This is a genomic window from Micromonospora sp. CPCC 205539 (assembly GCF_036906815.1).
GTDB lineage: Bacteria > Actinomycetota > Actinomycetes > Mycobacteriales > Micromonosporaceae > Micromonospora.
The window spans coordinates 1-19,088 of sequence record NZ_JBAKHW010000054.1 but is presented as its reverse complement, the minus strand read 5'-3'; the positions used below and the strand labels follow the sequence as shown (position 1 = coordinate 19,088).

At 72.7% G+C, this 19,088-nt stretch carries 21 protein-coding genes and 1 tRNA gene; 9 read left to right on the top strand and 13 right to left on the bottom strand.

What is annotated here, in order from left to right; all coding sequences use genetic code 11:
- Window positions 1-50: 50 nt before the first annotated feature.
- The 3 genes from V6V47_RS29610 to V6V47_RS29600 all read right to left on the bottom strand — a co-directional run bounded on the left by V6V47_RS29610 (window position 51) and on the right by V6V47_RS29600 (window position 2,575).
- Complete coding sequence (locus tag V6V47_RS29610; RefSeq protein WP_334631766.1) at window positions 51-524, bottom strand: MarR family winged helix-turn-helix transcriptional regulator; 474 nt, start codon at window positions 522-524, stop codon at window positions 51-53.
- A gap of 53 nt (window positions 525-577) precedes the next feature.
- Window positions 578-1,756 carry a PP2C family protein-serine/threonine phosphatase gene (locus tag V6V47_RS29605; RefSeq protein ID WP_334631765.1) on the bottom strand — a complete coding sequence of 393 codons (1,179 nt, stop codon included), beginning with the start codon at window positions 1,754-1,756 and terminating at the stop codon, window positions 578-580.
- Window positions 1,757-1,828: 72 nt separating this feature from the next.
- The gene (locus V6V47_RS29600; RefSeq protein WP_334631764.1) at window positions 1,829-2,575 is read right to left on the bottom strand and encodes an SAM-dependent methyltransferase; all 747 of its coding nucleotides are present in this window, start codon (window positions 2,573-2,575) and stop codon (window positions 1,829-1,831) included.
- Between the two features lie 116 nt (window positions 2,576-2,691).
- Between V6V47_RS29600 and V6V47_RS29595 the strand changes: the two genes are divergently transcribed.
- From V6V47_RS29595 to V6V47_RS29585, 3 genes are all read left to right on the top strand, one after another.
- On the top strand, window positions 2,692-3,573 hold the full coding sequence (locus tag V6V47_RS29595) for a universal stress protein (protein WP_334631763.1): 882 nt from the start codon (window positions 2,692-2,694) through the stop codon (window positions 3,571-3,573).
- 72 nt (window positions 3,574-3,645) lie between these two features.
- Window positions 3,646-3,858, top strand: a complete 213-nt coding sequence (locus V6V47_RS29590) for a phosphatidylethanolamine-binding protein (RefSeq protein ID WP_334631762.1) — start codon at window positions 3,646-3,648, stop codon at window positions 3,856-3,858.
- Window positions 3,855-4,331 carry a hypothetical protein gene (locus V6V47_RS29585; protein WP_334631760.1) on the top strand — a complete coding sequence of 159 codons (477 nt, stop codon included), beginning with the start codon at window positions 3,855-3,857 and terminating at the stop codon, window positions 4,329-4,331. Before V6V47_RS29590 ends, V6V47_RS29585 begins: the two co-directional genes overlap by 4 nt.
- Here V6V47_RS29585 and V6V47_RS29580 read toward each other — a convergent pair whose 3' ends face one another.
- Window positions 4,332-4,538 (bottom strand): hypothetical protein, encoded by a 207-nt coding sequence (locus V6V47_RS29580; RefSeq protein WP_334631759.1) that lies wholly within the window; start codon window positions 4,536-4,538, stop codon window positions 4,332-4,334.
- 123 nt (window positions 4,539-4,661) lie between these two features.
- Here V6V47_RS29580 and V6V47_RS29575 point away from each other — a divergent pair, with 123 nt between their 5' ends.
- Window positions 4,662-5,309 carry a hypothetical protein gene (locus V6V47_RS29575; RefSeq protein WP_334631757.1) on the top strand — a complete coding sequence of 216 codons (648 nt, stop codon included), beginning with the start codon at window positions 4,662-4,664 and terminating at the stop codon, window positions 5,307-5,309.
- 6 nt (window positions 5,310-5,315) lie between these two features.
- Here the strand turns inward: V6V47_RS29575 and V6V47_RS29570 are convergent, their stop codons facing one another.
- From V6V47_RS29570 to V6V47_RS29540, 7 genes are all read right to left on the bottom strand, one after another.
- Window positions 5,316-5,501, bottom strand: a complete 186-nt coding sequence (locus tag V6V47_RS29570) for a hypothetical protein (RefSeq protein ID WP_334631756.1) — start codon at window positions 5,499-5,501, stop codon at window positions 5,316-5,318.
- A 79-nt stretch (window positions 5,502-5,580) separates the two neighbouring features.
- On the bottom strand, window positions 5,581-6,858 hold the full coding sequence (locus V6V47_RS29565) for a hemolysin family protein (RefSeq protein ID WP_334631755.1): 1,278 nt from the start codon (window positions 6,856-6,858) through the stop codon (window positions 5,581-5,583).
- 78 nt (window positions 6,859-6,936) lie between these two features.
- Window positions 6,937-7,134, bottom strand: a complete 198-nt coding sequence (locus tag V6V47_RS29560; RefSeq protein ID WP_334631754.1) for a hypothetical protein — start codon at window positions 7,132-7,134, stop codon at window positions 6,937-6,939.
- 66 nt (window positions 7,135-7,200) lie between these two features.
- Window positions 7,201-8,955, bottom strand: a complete 1,755-nt coding sequence (gene selB, locus V6V47_RS29555; RefSeq protein ID WP_334631753.1) for a selenocysteine-specific translation elongation factor — start codon at window positions 8,953-8,955, stop codon at window positions 7,201-7,203.
- A gap of 2 nt (window positions 8,956-8,957) precedes the next feature.
- The gene (gene selA, locus V6V47_RS29550) at window positions 8,958-10,262 is read right to left on the bottom strand and encodes an L-seryl-tRNA(Sec) selenium transferase (RefSeq protein WP_334631752.1); all 1,305 of its coding nucleotides are present in this window, start codon (window positions 10,260-10,262) and stop codon (window positions 8,958-8,960) included.
- A 21-nt stretch (window positions 10,263-10,283) separates the two neighbouring features.
- A tRNA-Sec gene (locus tag V6V47_RS29545) sits at window positions 10,284-10,379 on the bottom strand.
- A 619-nt stretch (window positions 10,380-10,998) separates the two neighbouring features.
- On the bottom strand, window positions 10,999-11,589 hold the full coding sequence (locus V6V47_RS29540) for a hypothetical protein (protein ID WP_334631750.1): 591 nt from the start codon (window positions 11,587-11,589) through the stop codon (window positions 10,999-11,001).
- Window positions 11,590-12,112: 523 nt separating this feature from the next.
- On the opposite strand from V6V47_RS29540, the gene V6V47_RS29535 reads away from it, so the two are divergent.
- The 3 genes from V6V47_RS29535 (at window position 12,113) to V6V47_RS29525 (ending at window position 15,122) form a co-directional block, all read left to right on the top strand.
- Window positions 12,113-12,454, top strand: a complete 342-nt coding sequence (locus V6V47_RS29535; protein WP_334631748.1) for a hypothetical protein — start codon at window positions 12,113-12,115, stop codon at window positions 12,452-12,454.
- Complete coding sequence (locus V6V47_RS29530) at window positions 12,451-13,110, top strand: nucleotidyl transferase AbiEii/AbiGii toxin family protein (protein WP_334631747.1); 660 nt, start codon at window positions 12,451-12,453, stop codon at window positions 13,108-13,110. Before V6V47_RS29535 ends, V6V47_RS29530 begins: the two co-directional genes overlap by 4 nt.
- Window positions 13,111-13,331: 221 nt before the next feature.
- Window positions 13,332-15,122 (top strand): bifunctional metallophosphatase/5'-nucleotidase, encoded by a 1,791-nt coding sequence (locus V6V47_RS29525; RefSeq protein WP_334631745.1) that lies wholly within the window; start codon window positions 13,332-13,334, stop codon window positions 15,120-15,122.
- A 57-nt stretch (window positions 15,123-15,179) separates the two neighbouring features.
- On the opposite strand, the gene V6V47_RS29520 is transcribed toward V6V47_RS29525, so the two are convergent.
- Both V6V47_RS29520 and V6V47_RS29515 read right to left on the bottom strand, forming a co-directional pair.
- Entirely contained in the window at window positions 15,180-15,359 is a 180-nt protein-coding gene (locus V6V47_RS29520; protein ID WP_334631744.1) for a hypothetical protein, read from the bottom strand.
- Window positions 15,360-15,637: 278 nt separating this feature from the next.
- Window positions 15,638-16,792: a geranylgeranyl reductase family protein gene (locus tag V6V47_RS29515; protein WP_334631743.1), complete on the bottom strand. Its 1,155-nt coding sequence runs from the start codon at window positions 16,790-16,792 to the stop codon at window positions 15,638-15,640.
- 148 nt (window positions 16,793-16,940) lie between these two features.
- Between V6V47_RS29515 and V6V47_RS29510 the strand changes: the two genes are divergently transcribed.
- Together V6V47_RS29510 and V6V47_RS29505 are read left to right on the top strand one after the other, a co-directional pair.
- Window positions 16,941-17,177, top strand: coding sequence for a hypothetical protein (locus V6V47_RS29510; RefSeq protein ID WP_334631741.1), 237 nt, complete (start codon window positions 16,941-16,943; stop codon window positions 17,175-17,177).
- A gap of 85 nt (window positions 17,178-17,262) precedes the next feature.
- Complete coding sequence (locus V6V47_RS29505; protein WP_334631739.1) at window positions 17,263-18,705, top strand: MFS transporter; 1,443 nt, start codon at window positions 17,263-17,265, stop codon at window positions 18,703-18,705.
- Window positions 18,706-19,088: the final 383 nt, after the last annotated feature.

The following is a 19,088-nucleotide window of genomic DNA, read 5'->3' as shown; positions in this document are numbered from 1 at the left end:
TCGGTGCGGCTGTGCCGCACTGTGGCGTGGATCACCACGCGTAGAGCGTCCTAGGATACTAGTGGATGGGCTGCGGGCTCGGTCTGCTGATCCGGCACCACCTGGGTCTCCGCCGCCCGACCGAACGCGAGCAACGCCACCAGCAACTCGCGCTGCATCCGCGGCGGCATCCGGTCCAACACCACCTGCACCGCGCGCTGCCGCCGCTCGGCCAGCTCCCCCAGCAGGCTGTGCGCGGCGGCGGTCGGCACCAACCGCACCTCGCGGCGATCCCGGGGATCAGGCACCCGACGCAACAGACCGGTCGCCTCCAGTCGGTCGCAGAGCCGGCTGGCCGAGGACGGCACCACGTCCAGCAGCTCGGCCAACCGGTTCACGTTGGTCTGCGGCCGGCTGGTGATCAACGCCAGCACCCGCAGCTGGGTCGGCGGCACCTGGTGCCGCGACGCGGCCGAGTCGAGCACGGCGATCAGCGACTCAGCGGCCGCGTCGATCGCCGCGGCGAAGTCCACAGGTCGCTCCACCCGATGTCCCCTGCCGTCGTCGCGCTGATGCCCGCCCGGCGGACCGGCGACAGTCACCCGCCGTCCCGCCCCCGCGGGCCGTGCCAGTCCAGGCAGACCACGACCGCGTCGTCGCGCAGATCGGACTCCGCGTGGTAGGCGTGCAGTTCGCGCATCACCGTACCAACCGCCTCGGTCGCCGGCTGCAACCGCGTGGCGCGCAGGGAACGAGCCATCACCCGCTCGCCGTACGCCTCCCGGCCCGCCGGCTCCGCGGCCCACACGCCGTCGCTGACCACGAAGACGCGGTCACCCGGCGTGAGCTGGAACTCCTGCAGCTCGTAACGGGTCTCGGCGAACATGCCCAGGGGCAGCTGCTGCTCCAGGTGCACCGGCTCGACCACCGCCCCACGCACCCGCAGCAGGCGCGGGGAGCCCGCGTCGACCGCCCGCACCCGCCCGGTGCCGGTGTCCAACTCCAGCAGCAGGGTGGCCACGTGCCGCTGACCCCGGTGTTGGTAGTAGACCGTGTCCGAGGCCAACTCCGCCTGCTCCACGAGGCCGCCGTCGGAGCGGCGCGCGTTGCGCATCGCGTTCACGGTGACCGACGTCAACATCGACGCGGCCAGGCCGCTGCCATCGCCGTTGAGCACCGTGAGAGTGAGCCGGTCGCCGTCCAGCGACCAGTCGAAGTGGTCCCCGCCCACCGTGTACGCGGGCTCGAGCTGACCGGCCAGGTGGAACGCGTCCTGGGAGACGCTGCGTCCGGGCAGCAGGTCCCACTGCATCTCGGCGGCCATGCTGAGCCGCTCGCGGCGTCGCGCCCGCCGGTACCGGTCGGTCTCCCGCTCCGCGGCCCGGATCGCCACCGCCAGGGTGCCGGCGATGTCGGCGGCGACGCCCGTGACGGCCGGCCCCGGTGCGGTGGGCAGCTCGATGAGCAGTACGCCCAGCCGCTCCCCCCACACCGTCAACGGCAGGTAGAGCCGGCACGCGCCCTGCTCGACGCTGTCGTGCACCGGTTGTTGGCTGCTGAAACACCGCTGGGCCATCGTGTGACAGGCCAGGAACCCGGCCGCCGGCAGGTCCGGGTCCAGGATCGGCCAGAGCCCGCTGATCCGGTAGTCGGCGACGAACACGTCGGTGCGGACCGCGCCCAGCGCCGAGCGGATCGCCCGGTCCGCGGCCTCGACCAGTTGGTCGGGCGGGGCCTCGCGCAGCGCGCGCGACACCACGTCCGGCGCGTCCACCATGGGCATCCTCTCGAAAAGCTTGCTACAGGGCAAGCATCATACGGAGGCGCCAGCGCGGCCCGCCGGTGCGGGTCAGTCGGCGCCCCGGGTCGCGAGCACGCCGTGGAACGCGTCGGGCACCTCGGCCGGCGCGCCGTCCGGCCGCCACCGCTGCACCGGGACGATCCCGTCCGCCGTCGGCGCCCACCGACCCAGCAACGGCGCGAACGCCGCCGGTGGACGCATCCGGAACGCCGGCCCCATCATCGCCAGCGCCTCCGGATGACCGGCCAACTCCTCGGTGTCGAAGTCGATCGCGAGCTGGCTGCCCGGCGCCGCCGTCTCGTACAACTCGTCGAGCGTACGGGTCAGCGTGTCGTCGTCGAGGAACGCGGCGAGCCCGAGGAAGACCACCCCGACCGGCCGCCGACCCCACCCCGGGACGAAGCGGTGCAGCTGGGCCGGATCGACGCTGCCGATGTCGGTGGCGTCGCCGTAGCCGTAACCGGCCCGGTCGCTGCCAGCGAGGATACGCTGCCCCAGCCGGATGGTGACCGGGTCGACGTCCGTGTAGAGGACGGTGGCCTCGGCCGCGACCTCGTGCACGTTACCCATCGTCGGCACCCCAGCGCCGAAGACGAGGAACCCGTCGACACCCTGCCCGGCGATGGCCCCGACCGCCCGGCCGAGGAACGCCCGCAGCTCCCGGAACACCGGCGCGCACGGCCCGTACGCCTGCTCGAAGGCGGTCGCGGCGCCCACGTCGACGCCGAAGTGATGGCTCCCGCCGAGCCAGTAATCGATCATACGAGCGGTGCTTGGCTGGTCCGGTTCACCCATCGATGACGCTCCCTCCCCGACTGATCGTCGCCAGCGTACCGACCCGGACGTGCTGGGCGGTATCGCTCCGCGCGGCGGCCCCCGCCCGCGATACTGGCCCCGGCGGGAGGTGGCCGGTGAACGCGGCGAACAGCGCGGCGGTGGTGGTCGGCGTGGACGGCTCGGAGCCGGCCCTGCGCGCGGCACGCCTCGCCGCGGCCGAGGCCCTCCGTCGGCACCGGCCACTGCGGGTGGTGCACGGCTTCATCTGGCCGCTGCTGCACGTGCCGGTCTCCCCGGCCCCGGACGCGCCACCGGGCGGCGGTCTACGCCACCGCGCCGAGGAGCTGGTCGCCGCCGCGGTGGCCGAGGCCGAGGCCACCGCGCCTGGCCTGTCGATCTCCGGCGAGATCATCGACGGCGAGGCCGCCGCGGTGCTGGTGGGCGAGTCCCCCACCGCCGCGCTCATCGTGCTCGGCGACCGAGGGCTGGGCGGGTTCGCCGCGCTGGTGGTCGGCTCGGTGGCGGTGCAGGTCGCCGCGTACGCCGACTGCCCGGTGCTGGTGGCCCGCGGCGCGGAACGGCCCGACGAGCCGGTGCTGGTCGCGGTGGACGGCTCGGCGGCCTCCCGGCTCGCCCTCGAGTTCGCCGCCGAGGCCGCCGTGGCGCGCGACGCGCCACTGCGGGCGGTGCGCGCCTACCGGCACCCCGGCAGCACCGGCCCGGGAGACATGCAACCCCTGGTGTACGACGAGGCGCAGCTGCACGGCGAGGAGGATCGGCTGCTCGCCGAGTCGCTGGCCGGGCTGACCGAGCGACACCCGCGACTGCGGCTGACCCGCCAGGCGGTGCACGGTCGCACCGGCGCGGTGCTCGCCGACGCGTCCCGCTCCGCGCAACTTCTGGTCGTCGGCGGGCAGGGGCGCGGCGAGGTGACCGGGTTGCTGCTGGGATCGGTGAGCCAGTCGGTGCTGCACCACGCGCACTGCCCGGTCGCCGTGGTCCGCGCCCCCCGCTGAGACCCCGGGGTTGGCCCGCGCGCAGACGGGTAGACGGCCGCCGTACGCCAACGGCGACCAAGGAGGCGGCACATGCCAGGACCACGGCCGGGCAGCAACGCGTACGACAAGCAGCGGGCGCGGTTGCGCAACGCGATCGACAACGAGGGACGGCGGGTGCCCGACGGCAAGGCCGACCAGGTCGCCAACCGGATCCTGCAGGACGATCGGGGCCAACGTGGGGTGGTCCGCGGCGACCGCGCGTACGGCCCCAAGGGTGAGCGCGAACCGGGCGACCCGAAGTGAGGCGGGCCGTAGTGACCGACGGTGCCATCGCGGGCGCGGTCGGTAGCACCGCGCTGAACGTCGTCGGCTACCTCGACATGGCGTGGCGGGCCCGAGCGGCCAGCGGCACACCGGAGGAGACCGTTGACAAGCTCGCGGGAATCGCACATCTGGACCTGGGCTCCGGGGACCGGGCGGCAAACCGCCGCTCGGCCCTCGGGGCCCTGATCGGTTACGCGCTGGGCATCGGCGCGGGCGTCGCGTTCGGGCTGTACGCCCACGGCCGGCGGCAACCGTTGCCCGTGGCCACGGGGCTGCTCGGCGCCGGGGTGATGACGATGACCGACGGGTCCATCACGGCGCTGGGCATCAGCGACCCCCGCACCTGGACACGCTCGGACTGGATCTCGGACATCATTCCGCACCTGGCGTTCGGCGTGACGGCCGCCGTCACCTGGAACAGGTTGCGGCGGCCGTCACGTCGGGGACGCTAGTCAGGCCCGGGTGTCGCTCTCGTCGTCGGCCACCGGCTCACCGGCCGGGCCGTACGGCGACACCTGCCCCCTGGGCACCGGTCGGCCGTCGTCGCCGCGGGACGTGCCGCGGTTGGCCGGGTGCCCGCTCGGGCCGGGACGCTTGCTGTCCTGGCTGGTGGCGCCCAACGCGTTGCGTCGGAGCTCCTGCTGCTGCGGGTTGGTCATCCGGTGTCTCCCCTCCGGGTACGGCAGACGGCATCAACCGCCTCCACCGCCGGCATACCCACCCGACCCGACGGCATTCCGGGGCGCAGGGCTAGCCGGCCGCCGCGCGGGTACCCAGCGTGTGTGGGCAACGATCGAACGGTGGTGCGGACGCTGCTGGACCGGCGCAGCCGCACGTACGCGGAGGAGGCCGGCATCCGGCTCTCCGACCGACCCGGACCGCTTTACCAGCTGCTGGTGCTGACCACCCTGCTGAGCAGCCGCATCCGGGCGTGCCTGGCGGTGGACGCCGCGCGGGAGCTGTTCGCCGCCGGCTACCGCACGCCACAGGCGATGGACGCGGCGAGCTGGCAGCAACGGGTCGACGCGCTCGGCCGCGGTCACTACCGCCGCTACGACGAACGGACGGCCACCATGCTCGGCAACGGCGCCCGACTGTGCCTGGACCGGTGGCACGGCGACCTGCGACGGCTGCACCGGGAAGCGCAGGGCGACCCGGCCGGGCTACGCCGACGGCTCACCGAGTTCCCCGGCATCGGGCCCACCGGCGCGGAGATCTACCTCCGCGAAGCCCAGACGGTCTGGCCGGACCTGCGCCCGTACGCCGACCGCCGGGCACTGGCCGGCGCGAAGCAGTTGGGCCTGCCCGGCTCACCGGACAAGTTGGCCGGCCTGGTCGACGAGCCGGATTTCGGCCGGCTCGCCTCGGCGCTGGTCCGGGTGGCGCTCGGCGAGGAATCCGCCAGCGAGGTCACCCGCGCCGCCCGCTGACGGCGCTCACTTCACCGTCTTGTCCCCGGGCCGGGTCAGGTGCCACACCAGCAGCGCGGCGAGCAGCGCCAGCACCACCAGCCCACCGGAGATGCCACGGCCCTCCTCGGGGCTGCGACCGGTACTGCCGAAGTAGATCACCGCGAGGCCGGCCAGCACCGTGACGAACGTCCGAAACCCTCGGTCCTTCACGTACCGCACGCTAGGCAGCCCACCACCGTCGCGGGCGGGTTCGGCGGTGGAGTCCCCCGTCCGTGTGACGCGCGCGCGGTCAACGGTCAGCGGCGAACCCGCGCAGCCGCACCCGGCGCACCGCCCGGTCGGCGACCTCCATCACCTCCAGGGTCAGCCCGGGCAACCGCACCGTCTCCCCCGGCGCGCTCGGCAGGTGACCCAGCCGGGCCAACACCAGCCCGGCCACCGTCGTGTACTCCCGCGACAGCGGGAAGCTCAGCCGTACCCCCAGATCGGGCAGGTCGTGCAGCGGGAAGTCACCGGCGACCAGCAGCGACCCGTCCGACTCCCGCACGACCCCGCTGACATCCCGGTCGGTCTCGTCGTACAGCTCGCCGACCACCTCGGCCAGCAGGTCCTCCAGGGTCACGATGCCGTCGATGCCACCGTGCTCGTCGACCACCAGGGCCAGCTGCTGGTGCTCCTGCCGGAGCTGCCGCAACGCGTCCGCGACCGGCAGCGTGACCGGCAGCAGCAGCGGCGGCCGGACCCGCTCCCCGACCGCCGCGGAGCCGGCCTGCACCAGATCACGGATGTGCACCACGCCGATCACCTCGTCCAGGCCACCCGGGCCGGTCACCGGCGCGCGGGACCGACCGGCGGCGGCGAGCTGACGCAACCCCTCGTCGCCGGGCAGGGTGGCCGGCAACGCGGTCACCTCCCGACGGGCCACCAGGATCTCCCGCAGCGTCCGGCCGGCGATGTCGAACGCGCCGGTCAGGATCTCCCGCTGCTGGGACGACAGGCCACGCTGGCTGACCAGCATCTCCCGCAGCTCCTCTTCGGTCATCTCCTCCCGGCTGGCCCGCGGGTCGCCGCCGAACAACCGGACCACCCGGTCGGTGGACCAGCTCAGCAGCCACACCGCCGGGCGGGACACCCGGGCGAGCAGGTCCAACGGGCCCGCGCAGAGCAGCGCCCACCGCTCCGCCCGCTGCATGGCCAGCCGCTTCGGGGCCAGCTCGCCGAGCACCAGCGTGACGAAGGTCAGCACCACCGTCACCAGCAGCACCGCGGCCGGGCGGGCCGCCGTGCCCAGGAAACCGAGCGGCGCGACCAGCGGCTCGGCCAACGACACCGCGGCCGCCGCCGACGCGAGGAACCCGGCCAGGGTGATGCCGAGCTGGATGGTGGCCAGGTAGCGGTTCGGGTCACGGGAGAGTTGCAGCAGCCGCTCACCGGCGCGGGCCCGCCGACCCAACCGGCGCAGCTGCCCCTCGCGCAGCGTCACCAGCGCCATCTCGCTGCCGGAGAGCACGGCGTTGACCAGCACCAGCACGGCCACCAGCGCCAACTGCCCGAGCTGACCGCCCATCGCGTACCCCCGTCCGCCGCCTGAGGCAACTCAACCCCAGCGGCGGCGGCTCCGGGTCCGGTTCCGGCCGGCCCACCCTCAGTCGACCTCCAGGTCGTCCAGCGAGATGGCATGCGTCATCAACCACCGGGCCAACGCCGACATGCCGAACAGCCAGAGCGGAGCCGACTCGGTGGGACCGTTGGTGGCGAAGATGGCGAACCGCAGATCCGGCGCGCGGTACGCCTCGATCCGCCACCGATGCTGCCGGTCCCGCCAGATCGCCGAGGGGTCCATGGCGTCACCGTAGGTGACGGCCCGTACCGGGGTGGCCGCTTGCCCAGGTCAGCCCGCGTCAGTCGATCAGGTGACGACGACCCGGGCGTCGTCGGGTAGCCGACGGGTCGCACCGCGGCGGTCCAGCAACTCCAACAGCGGCACCGCCACCCGGCGGGTGGTGTCCAACGCCTGCCGGGCCGCGGAGAGGGTGAACGGCTGGGGCAGCCCGGCCAACACCTTCACCGCGTTGTCGAGCGCGTCGGGCAGCAGCACCACGGTGTCGGCGAGCCGCAGCAACGCGCCCGCGCGTACGGCAGCTCCGATCTCCCGGGGACCGAGGCCCAACTCCACGAGGCGGTCCGCCTCCGGCGCGCGGAACGGTCGGTCGGCGTACTCGACGCGGACCCGCTCCACGGCCCGGGCCACCGGCTCGGGCAGCGCCCTCGCGCCGGGCGCCCCGACCCGGCCGGCGTGGACGCGCAGCGGCGGCCGCACCAGCGCCTCGACCAGCAGCCGGTCGGGCAGGGCGAGGCGCTGACGCAGCGCGTCCACCGGCATACCCGGCTCCAGCGGGTGCTCCCGCCCGTACCGGCTGACCTCCTCGGTCAGCCGTTCGCCGAGTCGCCGCCAGTGGTCGGGATCGGCCAGCCAGTCACCGGCCACCGGAGCGGCCTGCGCCGGCACCCCCATCCGGGTGAGCGTGCCAGCGCGGACCAGCCGCCGGCGGCGCAGTTCCCCGGCCAGGTCGGGCCGACCGTCCAGCTCGGCGAGGACCCGCGCGCGGGCGACGGCCGCACCCCGACGCACCAGCGGCGGCGGCGCCACGTCCAACACGCGTACCCCGCCGGTCACGTGGTGCCGGCCCGGGTCGCGCAGCAACGCCCGGTCACCGACCAGCAGCGGCAGCGGGCGGGCCAGCCGGAGCCGGACGGTGTCCGGCCCGAGCGGGCGGACCCGTACCGGCACCGCCGCCGACCCGACGTGCAGGGTGAGGGTGGCCGGCAGGTCAGCCGCCGGGTCACCGCTGAGCCGGACGTCGACGAGGTCGGTGCGGTGGAACCGGCCCGGGGTGAGCAGCGCATCGCCCCGGCCCAGCTGATCACGAGGTGTGCCGCGCAGGTTGACCGCCACCCGGGCCACCGCCGTCGCCTCCGATCGGGCCTCGCCGAGCGAGTGCAGCCCACGGACCCGGACCAGATCGTCGGCACCGGCCAACTCCAGTTCGTCGCCGACCCGCAGCCGGCCGGCACCGAGAGTGCCGGTGACCACCGTGCCGCTGCCCCGCACGGTGAAGCTGCGATCCACCCAGAACCGCACCGGGGCCTGCAGGGCGGGGCCCGGCAGCCGGGCGGCGAGCCGGTCCAGGGCGGACCGCAGCTCCGGCAGACCGGCGCCGGTCAACCCGCTGACCGCCACCGCCTCCACCGCGCCGAGGCTCGTCGCGGCGATCTCGGCCCGCGCCCGAGCCGTCGCCGGCCCCGGATCGGCCAGGTCCGCACGGGTCACCACCAGCAGGCCGTACGCGACGCCGAGCGCGTCCAGCGCGGCCAGATGCTCGGCGGACTGGGGCATCCACCCCTCGTCGGCGGCGACCACGATCAGCGCCGCCGGCACCGGACCGACCCCGGCGAGCATGTTCGGCACGAAGCGCTCGTGCCCGGGTACGTCGACGAAGGCGACCGTGCCACCCGACGGCAGCGCCGTCCAGGCGAAACCCAGGTCGATGGTCATCCCCCGGCGGCGTTCCTCGGCCCACCGGTCGGGCTCCATCCCGGTCAACGCCCGGACCAGGGTCGACTTGCCATGGTCGACGTGGCCCGCGGTGGCGACGACGAACACGCTCAGTCACCCTCGGGGACGCGCAGCACTGCCGCCCGGACCGCGTCGTCGGCGTCACCCGGCACGCAGCGCAGATCGAGCAGCAGCCGGCCGCGCACCACCCGACCGAGGACCGGCTGGTCATCGGTGCGCAGCGGCACGGCGTACCGCTCGGGCAAGCTCAACGCCCAGGAGTCCAGCTCCACGCCGGGAGCGCCACCGCCACCGACCACGGCCACCGCCGGAACCACCTCCGCCTTCCGGCCCTCCGCGCCGAGCCGATCGCGCAGCCGCTCCACCCGTCGACGCAGCTCAACCGGATCGGCGTGCAGCGCGGCCCGGGTCGGCGTGTCCGGCCGGTGCAGGGTCGCGGCGAGCGCGGCCAAGGTGAGCTTGTCCACCCGCAGGGCCCGGGCCAGCGGATGGCGGCGCAGCCGGTCGACCAACTCGGCGTCACCGAGCAGCAGACCGGCCTGTGGGCCGCCGAGCAGCTTGTCGCCGCTGGCGGTGACCAGTGCGGCACCGGCCCGCAGCGCGCCGGCGGCATCCGGCTCGTCGGGCAGCAGCGGATCGGCGGTGAGCAGCCCGGAGCCGATGTCGGCGACCACCGGCACGTCGAGGGTGGCCAACTGGCGTACCGGGGTGGCGGCGGTGAAGCCGGTGACCCGAAAGTTGGACGGGTGCACCTTGAGCACGAACCCGGTCTTCGGGCCGACCGCGGCCGCGTAGTCCGCCAACGTGGTGCGGTTGGTCGTGCCCACCTCCCGTAGTCGCGCACCCGTACTCTCCAAGAGGTCGGGCAGCCGGAAGCCATCGCCGATCTCCACCAGCTCGCCGCGGCTGACCACGATCTCCTGGTCCGCGGCCAGCGCGGTGGCGGCCAGCACCAGCGCGGCCGCGCCGTTGTTGACCACGTGCACGGCGCCCGCGTCGGGTACGGCGGCGGCCAGCGCGTCGAGGGCGTCCCGGCCCCGGCGGGCGCGCCGCCCGGTGGTCAGGTCCAACTCGACGTCGGTGTGCCCGGCGGCGGCCAACACCGCGGCGACCGCGGTGGGTGACAACGCCGCCCGACCCAGATTGGTGTGCAGCACGACGCCGGTGGCGTTGAGCACCGTGCGGGGCCCCGGCGCGGGCAGGCCGGCGACGGCGGCGTCACGAACCTCGTCGGGGCCGATCTCGCCGCGCCGCGCCCGCTCCTGCGCCTGGGCGACAACCGCCTTGACCCGGTCCCGGCCGAGCGTCGCGGTGGCCGCGGCCAGCAGCGGATCGGCGAGCAGCACGTCAGTGCGGGGCACCCGGCGTCGCGGGTCCACCGAGCCCTCACTCATCGACATCTCCTGCAGCACCATTGGCGGAGACGGACGGGAATCGAACCCGCCTGGCCCGGGTCCCGGACCACACCGGTTTTGAAGACCGGGAGGGGCACCAGCCGCCTGAACGCCTCCATTGGACATTCGATCACAACAGAGGCGGGGGCGTCGCTCAGGTGACGGATCTGTCCCGTTCCGCCGGGCATCGACCCGTTCACGGTACGGCACCACGGTATACCCGGATCGCGGGCCGAGGCGGCCCTTCGATAGAAGATCCTGAATCGGGGGGGGTGGCCTGCTCCTACTCGCCCTTGCACCCACGTCCGTCTCGCTCTCCGCTCTCCGTTGGCCGTGAGGCCGTGAGGCCGTGAGGCCGTGAGGCCGTGAGGCCGTGAGGCCGTGAGGCCGTGAGGCCGTGAGGCCGTGAGGCCGTGAGGCCGTGAGGCCGTGAGGCCGTGAGGCCGTGAGGCCGACCCGACCAACGGCCCCGACGGCCCGCTCGCCCGGCGGCCCACTCGCCCACTCCCCCGCTCGCGAGATCTTGGACAGTTTCCGTTCGCGCGGAACGGAAACTGTCCAAGATTGCCGGCGGTGCGCGCTGATCGGCGTGCTGCAGGGATGGAGATGCCGCTGGCCGGCATCCGGTTTTCGGGTGCCGGCCAGCGGTTCGAGTCTTGCGGCGGTGATGCCGCTGGCCGGAACCCCGAAGTTCAGGGTGCCGGCCAGCGGTCGAGGCTGTTCGGTGGTTCTGCGGTCAGCTGTTCCAGTACTGGGCAACCAGGTCGGCGGCCTGCTGCTCCCACTGGGCGTAGGCGTCCGGGTAGGCCGACACCTGCACCGTCTGCGCGGCCTCGGTCAGCGGCATGTCCTGCCAACCATCAACCTGGCGCAGACCCTTCAGGAACGCGGTCGTCGCGTAGGCCGGATCGGTGATCTGCTCCGGCGTACCCCAACCACTGGACGGGCGCTGCTGGAACAGGCCCAGCGAGTCGTGGTCGTTGGCGTCACCCAGGTGACCCAGGTTCTCCAGCTTCGACTCCTGCAAGCTCGTCGCGATCGAGATGACCGCCGCCCGCGCCGGCAGACCCGCCTTCTTCGTGGCCGCGATGATCGCCTTGGCATCCGCGGTCTGCTCACCGTCGAGGGTGATCCGGGACTGCTCACCCTGGGTGCCGTGCGGGATCAGCTTGCCCATGTCCGGCTTGTCGCCCTGAACGGCGACCGCGACGGGCTTGCCATCGGTGACGGGGGTAGCGGCGTGGGCGGCGATCGGGCCGGCGAACACACCACCGGCGAACGCCAGACCAGCAACAGACAGCACACTCTTACGCATGATCGTGTTCATGGGGAAGCTCCTTCGGGGGTAGACACCCAGGCCGACCGGGGGGTCGGTGTGCGGGTGTGAGCACCTCGTCCGGCGCTGCAACAAGCGGGGGGAAAGGTCTTGTCGGCGGCCGACGGGCGGGGGCCTCGTGGCGCCGGGTCCATGTGCAACGACCGCCAGCCGGTCAACATTCCGGCCCGGGGGACTCCGCCATCCGGCCCCATGCGGGCGGGCCGATCCTGCGGGCCCTGACATCCGGCCACGCCGGGGCGCTCCTGCGATCGTCAGGGTATGTAACGACCCCGGCCCGGCCACGATTCCACCCCACGAGTGCACCCGGTCACAGTGCAAACAAGCAGGAACCAGGCAGTAAACACCAGACCGCCCCGTCGTCGCCGCCTATAACCAGACATCTGAGCACGATCGACTCGGGATCGCTGACAACGGGGTATCGCCGCCATCGGGACACCGCGGTATCACCGACCTCGTGTCGATCACGCGAGACCTCAGCGACACCGGCAGGACTGGGCGCTACCCTGACACCATGCAGGCCGTCTCCCCCACCACGACCGGCGTGGCCTTCCTGGCCCGCCCGGGTCGTCCTGCCGTGGTGGCGCGGACCCTCGCCGAGTTGGCCGGGCCTACCCGGGGCGTGGTGGAGCTGCCGATTCGGCTGATGTGGAACGCTGAGCGCACCTTCGACCTCGGCGACCCCGACCAGTTGCTCTGGATGTACGAGAACGTGCTGCGGGAGACCACCCGCACCGAAGACCTGCGCGTCCTGATCAACGGGCGGTTGCTGCGTCGGGTGTGGCGGCTGCTCAACCTGCCCCGGGGCGTCCGTCATGCCTGGGAGAGCCGGCACCGCGGCCTGCGCGCCGCGTGATCGCACCGCACCTGCACGAGTTCTACCGGGAGGTGGCCCGGGTGGCGCTGGCCGCGGCGGGGCCACACCGGTTCGTGCTGGGCGGTGGCGTCGCCTGGGCCGCACACGGGCTGGTCGCACGCCCCACCGAAGACGTCGACCTCTTCGCCGACGTGGAGGGCGCCGCGGCTGCGGCCTCCACCGGTGTCCGGCTGGCCCTGGAGCGGGCCGGTTTCACCGTCTCCGACGCCGACCCGGACAGCGACCTCGCCGAGCTGTTCGACGGGTACGGGCGGGATATGAAGGACTTCGTGGTGAGCCGGAACGGGCGGGAGATCCGGCTCAGCCTGGCCAGGCTCGACCGGCAGCAGAGCCCGGTGGTCATGGATCTCGGCCCGGTGATGGACGTCCGCGATCTGGTCGCCAACAAGGTCGCGGCGTTGGTCAACCGGCGGGAGGTTCGGGACTACATCGACGTGGCCGCAGCCCTCGAGCAGTATGACGTGACCGAGCTGCTGGTGCTGGCCCGGCAGGTCGACCCGGCGTTGGATCCGGCGGACGTTCGGGCGGCCGGGCGCTACCTGGACCGGCTGCCCGACCAACGCTTCAGCCGCTACGGCCTGGCCCCCGCCGACGTCGCACGAATCCGACGACGGCTCTCGGCCTGGCCACGCTGACCCCGGCCCCCAACTCGACCTCCCAGCACAGCACGGTGAGCAGTCTCCAGCCACAGCGTCGCGAACGGACGTCAGCGCTCAGCGACCACCCGGATGCAACGCCGATCGCGGCCGGAGGAATCAGCGACACCGGCCGGGGCTGGCGTGGCGGGAGTGACTGGCGCTGGTTATGGTGCGCGAGGCGCCCACGAAGCGCGTCCACCCCCATGGAAAGGCACCTCATGACCTCTCCCTCCGGCCCGTCGCGTCGCCAGCTGCTCGCCGCCGCGGCCGCGGCGGCGACCGCCCCGCTGATCGCCGCCGCGCCTGCGCAGGCGGCCGGCGCGGCCCGGTCACGCACCTGGGATCTCACCCTTCTGGGCACGTCGGACACTCACGGCAACGTCAACAACTGGGACTACTACCGCGACGCCGAGTACGACGACAGCAAGCACAACGACATCGGCGTCGCGAAGCTGGCCACCCTGATCAACCAGATCCGCCGTGAGCGGCGTGGCAAGGCGACGCTGGTGCTCGATGCCGGCGACACCATCCAGGGCACGCCGCTGGCCACGTACTACGCCAAGCAGGAGCCGATCACCGCCACCGGTGAGAAGCACCCGATGGCCAGGGCGATGAACGTCATCGACTACGACGCCGTGACGCTGGGCAACCACGAGTTCAACTACGGTCTGCCGTTGCTGGACCTGTGGATCCGTCAGCTCGGCTTCCCGGCGCTCGCCGCCAACGCGATCAACGCGAGGACCGGCAAGCCGGCCTTCCTGCCGTACGTCATCAAGAAGGTCGACCTCGGCTTTGCCGCGCCGACCCTGCGGGTCGGCATTCTCGGCCTGACCAACCCCGGCGTGGCCATCTGGGACAAGGGCAACGTCGAGGGCAAGCTGCGCTTCGACGACATGATCGCGACCGCCGCGAAGTGGGTGCCGATCATGCGGGCCCGGGGCGCGGATCTCGTGCTCATCTCCGCGCACGGTGGAGACAGCGGCACCTCGAGCTACGGCCCGGAGCTGCCGAACGAAAACCCGGTCGCGCTGATCGCCCAGCAGGTGCCGGGGATCGACGCGATCCTCTTCGGGCACGCGCACAACGAGGTGGTCGAGCGTTTCGTCACCAACGAGCGGACCGGCGCGCAGGTGCTGCTCTCCGAGCCGTCGAAGTGGGGCCAGCGGCTCACCCGGATGGACTTCAACCTGACCCGCGAGCACGGCCGGTGGACGATCACCAAGAAGGCCGCCACCATGCTGAACACCAACACCGTGGTCGAGGACCCGAAGGTGCTCGCCGCCGTGCGGTCACAGCACCAGAAGACCGTGGCGTACGTCAACCAGGTGGTCGCGACGTCCACGGTGGAGCTGTCGGCCGCGGAATCCCGGTACAAGGACACCCCGATCCTGGACTTCATCAACCACGTGCAGACCGAGGTGGTCGGCGCGGCGCTGGCCGGCACCGCGTACGCGGATCTGCCGGTGCTGTCGATCGCGGCGCCGTTCAGCCGGACCGCGGTCTTCCCCGCCGGCGACGTGAAGATCCGCGACGTGGCCGGCCTGTACGTGTACGACAACACCCTCGAGGCCGTGGTGCTGAGCGGTGCCGAGGTGCGCGCGTACCTGGAGTACTCGGCGAAGTTCTTCCGCACCCTCGCCCCGGGCGCCCCGGTCGACCCGGAGCAGATCAGTGACCCGGCGGTGCCGGACTACAACTACGACGTGTTCTCCGGCGTGGACTACGACATCGACGTCGCCAAGCCGGTGGGCCAGCGGATCACCCGGCTGGTGCTGCCCGGCACCGACGACCCGGTGGCGGACAACGCGCAGTTCGTGGTGGCGGTGAACAACTACCGGCGCAGCGGCGGCGGCAACTTCCCCGGCATCGTGAAGACCCAGGTCTACAACGCGCAGCAGGAGATCCGTCAGCTGCTCATCGACTGGGCGCAGGCCAAGGGGACGATCGACCCGGCCGACTTCTTCCAGCCGAACTGGCGGCTGGTGCGCGAGGGCGTGCCGGTCTTCTGACCGAACCAGATCGCTGGCGGGCCGTGGGTGACGACACCCGCGGCCCGTCGCGCGTTGTCAGCCGCCGTGGCGCAGGTCCCAACGGAACGGGTCGTCGTACGGGTCGGGACGGTCACGCCGTGCTTCGGTCTCGGTCAGGGCCACCCGCTCGTCGGGGCGAACCGCGGGCGGCAGCTCCCCGAAGCGGGCGTGACGGAGGAATTCGTACTCGTCATCGGTGAACGGCTGCTCAGCCATCGCCACCCCCTCGCTCCCACGCCATTGTCCGGTTGCCGAGGCGTCTCGCGCCACTGGATCTGACAGCGCAGTCTGTGCGGATGTCGGTGCTCACGTCGCGTAAGGCATCCTAGGATCCTGGGTGAATGGTTGGGCGTGGGCACGCCGGGTCCAAGCCGTCAGGCGCCGGCTCCGTCGAGGGCGGGCCGACGGGCCGGAGGCGGGCGGGCAGGCGCCCAGGAACGGACCAAGGCAAACGGCCGGCTCATCAGGAGCGGACCGCCACGGCCCGCCGGTCATCAGCTGCGGGCCGGCGCAGACGCTCGGCGCGGGTTCGGCATCCGGTCCAGCACCGCGAGGGCCGCCCGGATGGACCGACGTTGCAGCATCTCGTCGAAGCTCGCTCGGCCCTGACAGAAGCGGACGAACATCCGCCACCCCGGCGGAGTCGCCAACAGCGCGTGGAACACCTCCGGGCGACTGGTGAACAGGTCGAGCAGCCGGAAGCCCGCCCGCATCTCCGGCACCAGACGCTCGGCCACCGCCCGCTCGTAGCCGCTCAGATCGCCGTCGGCGACCGCTACGCCGGCCAGCTCACCGGAGCGCAGCGCGAAGCTGATGCCCTCCCGGCTCCACGGCTCGAGCAGCCCGGCCGCGTCCCCGACGACCAGCACCCGACCCTGCCGCAACGGCGAGTCCTCGCCGCGGCAGCGGGTCAGGTGACCCGAGTCGTGCTCCGCCGGCAGCCCGGTCAGCCCCAGCCGGTCAACGAACTGCCGCAGGTACTCCCGGGTCCCCTCCCCCGCGCCCCGCGCCGCGATGACACCGACGGTCAACCGGTCACCCTTGGGAAAGACCCAGGCGTACGAGCCCGGCATCGCGCCCCAATCCAGGAGCAGCCGCCCCCGCCAGCGCTCCTGCTCCGCGGGCGGCACCGGCACCTCCAACTCCAGCCCCAGATCCACCTGCCGGTACTGGACGCCCACGTGCCGGGCAGTCACCCCCGAGGAGCCGTCCGCGCCGATGACCGCGCGAGCTGTCAGCGTCGTACCGTCGGCCAGTCGCAGGCGTACCCCCTCGGGGTCCTGCTCGATCGCGCGGACGGCGACCCGCTCCCGCATCTCCGCGCCGGCGGCGACGGCCGCCGCGCGTAACCGGTCGTCGAACTCCTCCCGGCGCACCATGGTCACCACCGGGCTGTCGTGCCGGCGCGTGAACTCGCGGCGTCCGTCCCGGGTGAACGTGACCCGGTCCACCCGGTCGTGCGCGGGGACCTCGATCCGATCCCCGACGGCGGCCAGCGAGGTGCCGATCAGGCCACCGCCGCAGGTCTTGTAACGCGGGTGCACGGCCCGCTCGACAACCAGGGTGCGGACGCCGGCGCGGGCGGCGGCGTAGGCCGCGGAGAGCCCGGCCGGGCCGGCGCCGACGACGACGAGATCCCAAACGATCACCGGTGCAGCCTAGGGCACCAGTCACCGGCAGCACCGGGCGCGCCGCACGCCGCGTGCCGCCCGATCGAGTGGGCATCTTCGGTCACGCAGGGGGTAACCGGCGCAGCGCAACCGCCTGCACAGAGGCGGACGGAACGAAGGAGGCATCATGCAGCAGGTGCAACTGTCAGAGGTCGAGCAACGGGTGTACCAAGCGGTCAGTGCCCTTGAGGTACGCGGACAGGTGCCGTACCCGGACATGATCGCCGAGGAGTCCGGGTTGAGCACCGAACAGCTGAACGCCCCGCTCCACCTGCTCACCGAGAAGGGCCTGTTGCACCGCGAGGATTCGCCGATGGCCGGGCTCGACTTCGGTCCCCGGTTCTGCGCCCGCCAGATGGCGTGACGCTCGGGACCACCCGCGACGATTCACCCCCCGGTGACCGGGGTAGCGGTCAGCGATGCATGATCGACGGTCAACGGGGGGCTCCATGAGTGCGGCGCACACACCGTCAACGGTGGACGCGGCCGAGAACCGACGACGCTGGCAGGCCGTCGGGGTCGGTCTGGTCGCCGCGTTCATGACGTTGCTCGACGTGAGCATCGTCAACGTCGCGGTGCCGTCGATCGACAAGGCGCTGCACGCCACCCCGAGCGACCTGCAGTGGGTCCTCTCGGGGTACGCGCTCACCTTCGGCCTGGCGCTGGTCCCGGCCGGTCGCTTCGGCGACGCGCGCGGCCGGCGCAACGCGTTCGTCTTCGGGATCGCGCTGTTCACCGTGACCAGTGCGCTCGCCGGCCTGGCCACCTCCCCCACGTGGCTGGTCGCCGCCCGCCTGCTCCAGGGCGCCGCCGCCGGTGTGGTGAATCCCCAGGTGATCGGGTTGATCCAGGAGCTGTTCCGGGGCCCCGAGCGGGCGCGCCCCTTCGGGCTGCTCGGCGCCACCATCGGTATCTCCACCGCGGTCGGGCCGCTGCTCGGCGGACTCCTCATTGCGATCGGCGGCGAGGAGCACGGGTGGCGCTGGGTCTTCTTCGTCAACGTGCCGGTCGGCATCCTCGCGCTGATCCTCGGCTGGCGGCTGCTACCCGGCCGCCCGGAGGGCAAATCGACACAGCGTCGCCTCGACCCGGTTGGCGTGCTGCTGCTCGGCGTGGGCGTGGTGCTGATCCTGCTGCCGCTGGTGCAGGAGCAGCAGTGGCACACACCCTGGAAGTGGGCGCTCATCCCTGCCGGCCTGGTGGTGCTGGTCGGCTTCGGATTGTGGGAGCGGTCGTACGGCCGGCATCACGAACCGCTGTTCGACCTGCGACTGTTCACCTTCCAGTCGTACACCCTGGGGTCGCTCATCGCGCTGATCTACTTCGGCGGCTTCACCGCGATCTTCTTCATCTTCACCCTCTACCTGCAGAACGGCCTCGGTTACAGCGCGCTCATCTCCGGCCTGGCCATCACGCCGTTCGCCCTGGGCTCGGCCGCGTCGGCGATCCTGGGCGGACGGATCGTCAACCGCTTCGGCCGGCCACTGGTCGGTATCGGTCTGCTCGCCGTGGTGATCGGGCTGGCCGCCGTGGTGGTCGCGCTCCGCCTCGCACCGGACGCCCCGACGCCCTGGGTCACCGCCGGCCCGCTGCTCGTCGCGGGCCTCGGCAGTGGGCTGGTGATCGCCCCCAACCAGACACTTACCCTCGCCCAGGTGCCCGTACCGCAGGCCGGCAGCGGCGCCGGCATGCTCCAGACCGGTCAGCGGATCGGGGCCGCGGCCGGCATCGCGGCCGTCGGCTCGATGTTCTTCTCCTCGCTCGCCGACAGCCACGGAGACTGGACCGCCGCCTTCGAGGGGGCGCTCATCCTGGCCACCGGGATCGTCGTGCTCGCGCTGATCGCCGCGCTCATCGACATCCTTCGCACGCGCGACCACGCCAAGAACTGACAAACCCAGGGGTACGTCGAGAGATCTCAAACTGTTTCCGTTCCGAGCTACGGAAACTGGCCAAGATCTCGGCTTGGGTATGCCGCCGGCCGGCACCCGGTGTTCGGGGTGTCGGCCGGCGGTTCGAGTCGTGCGGCGGTGGAGATGCCGCTGGCCGGCACCCCCGTGTTCGGGGTGTCGGCCAGCGGTCGGGTGGTGCGGCGGTGAGGGGTCGCTGGCCGGCGCCCGGTGTTTCGGGTGCCGGCCAGCGGTGGGTTCGTTCTGGGGTCAGCTGTTCCAGTACTGGGCAACCAGGTCGGCGGCCTGCTGCTCCCACTGGGCGTAGGCGTCCGGGTAGGCCGACACCTGCACCGTCTGCGCGGCCTCGGTCAGCGGCATGTCCT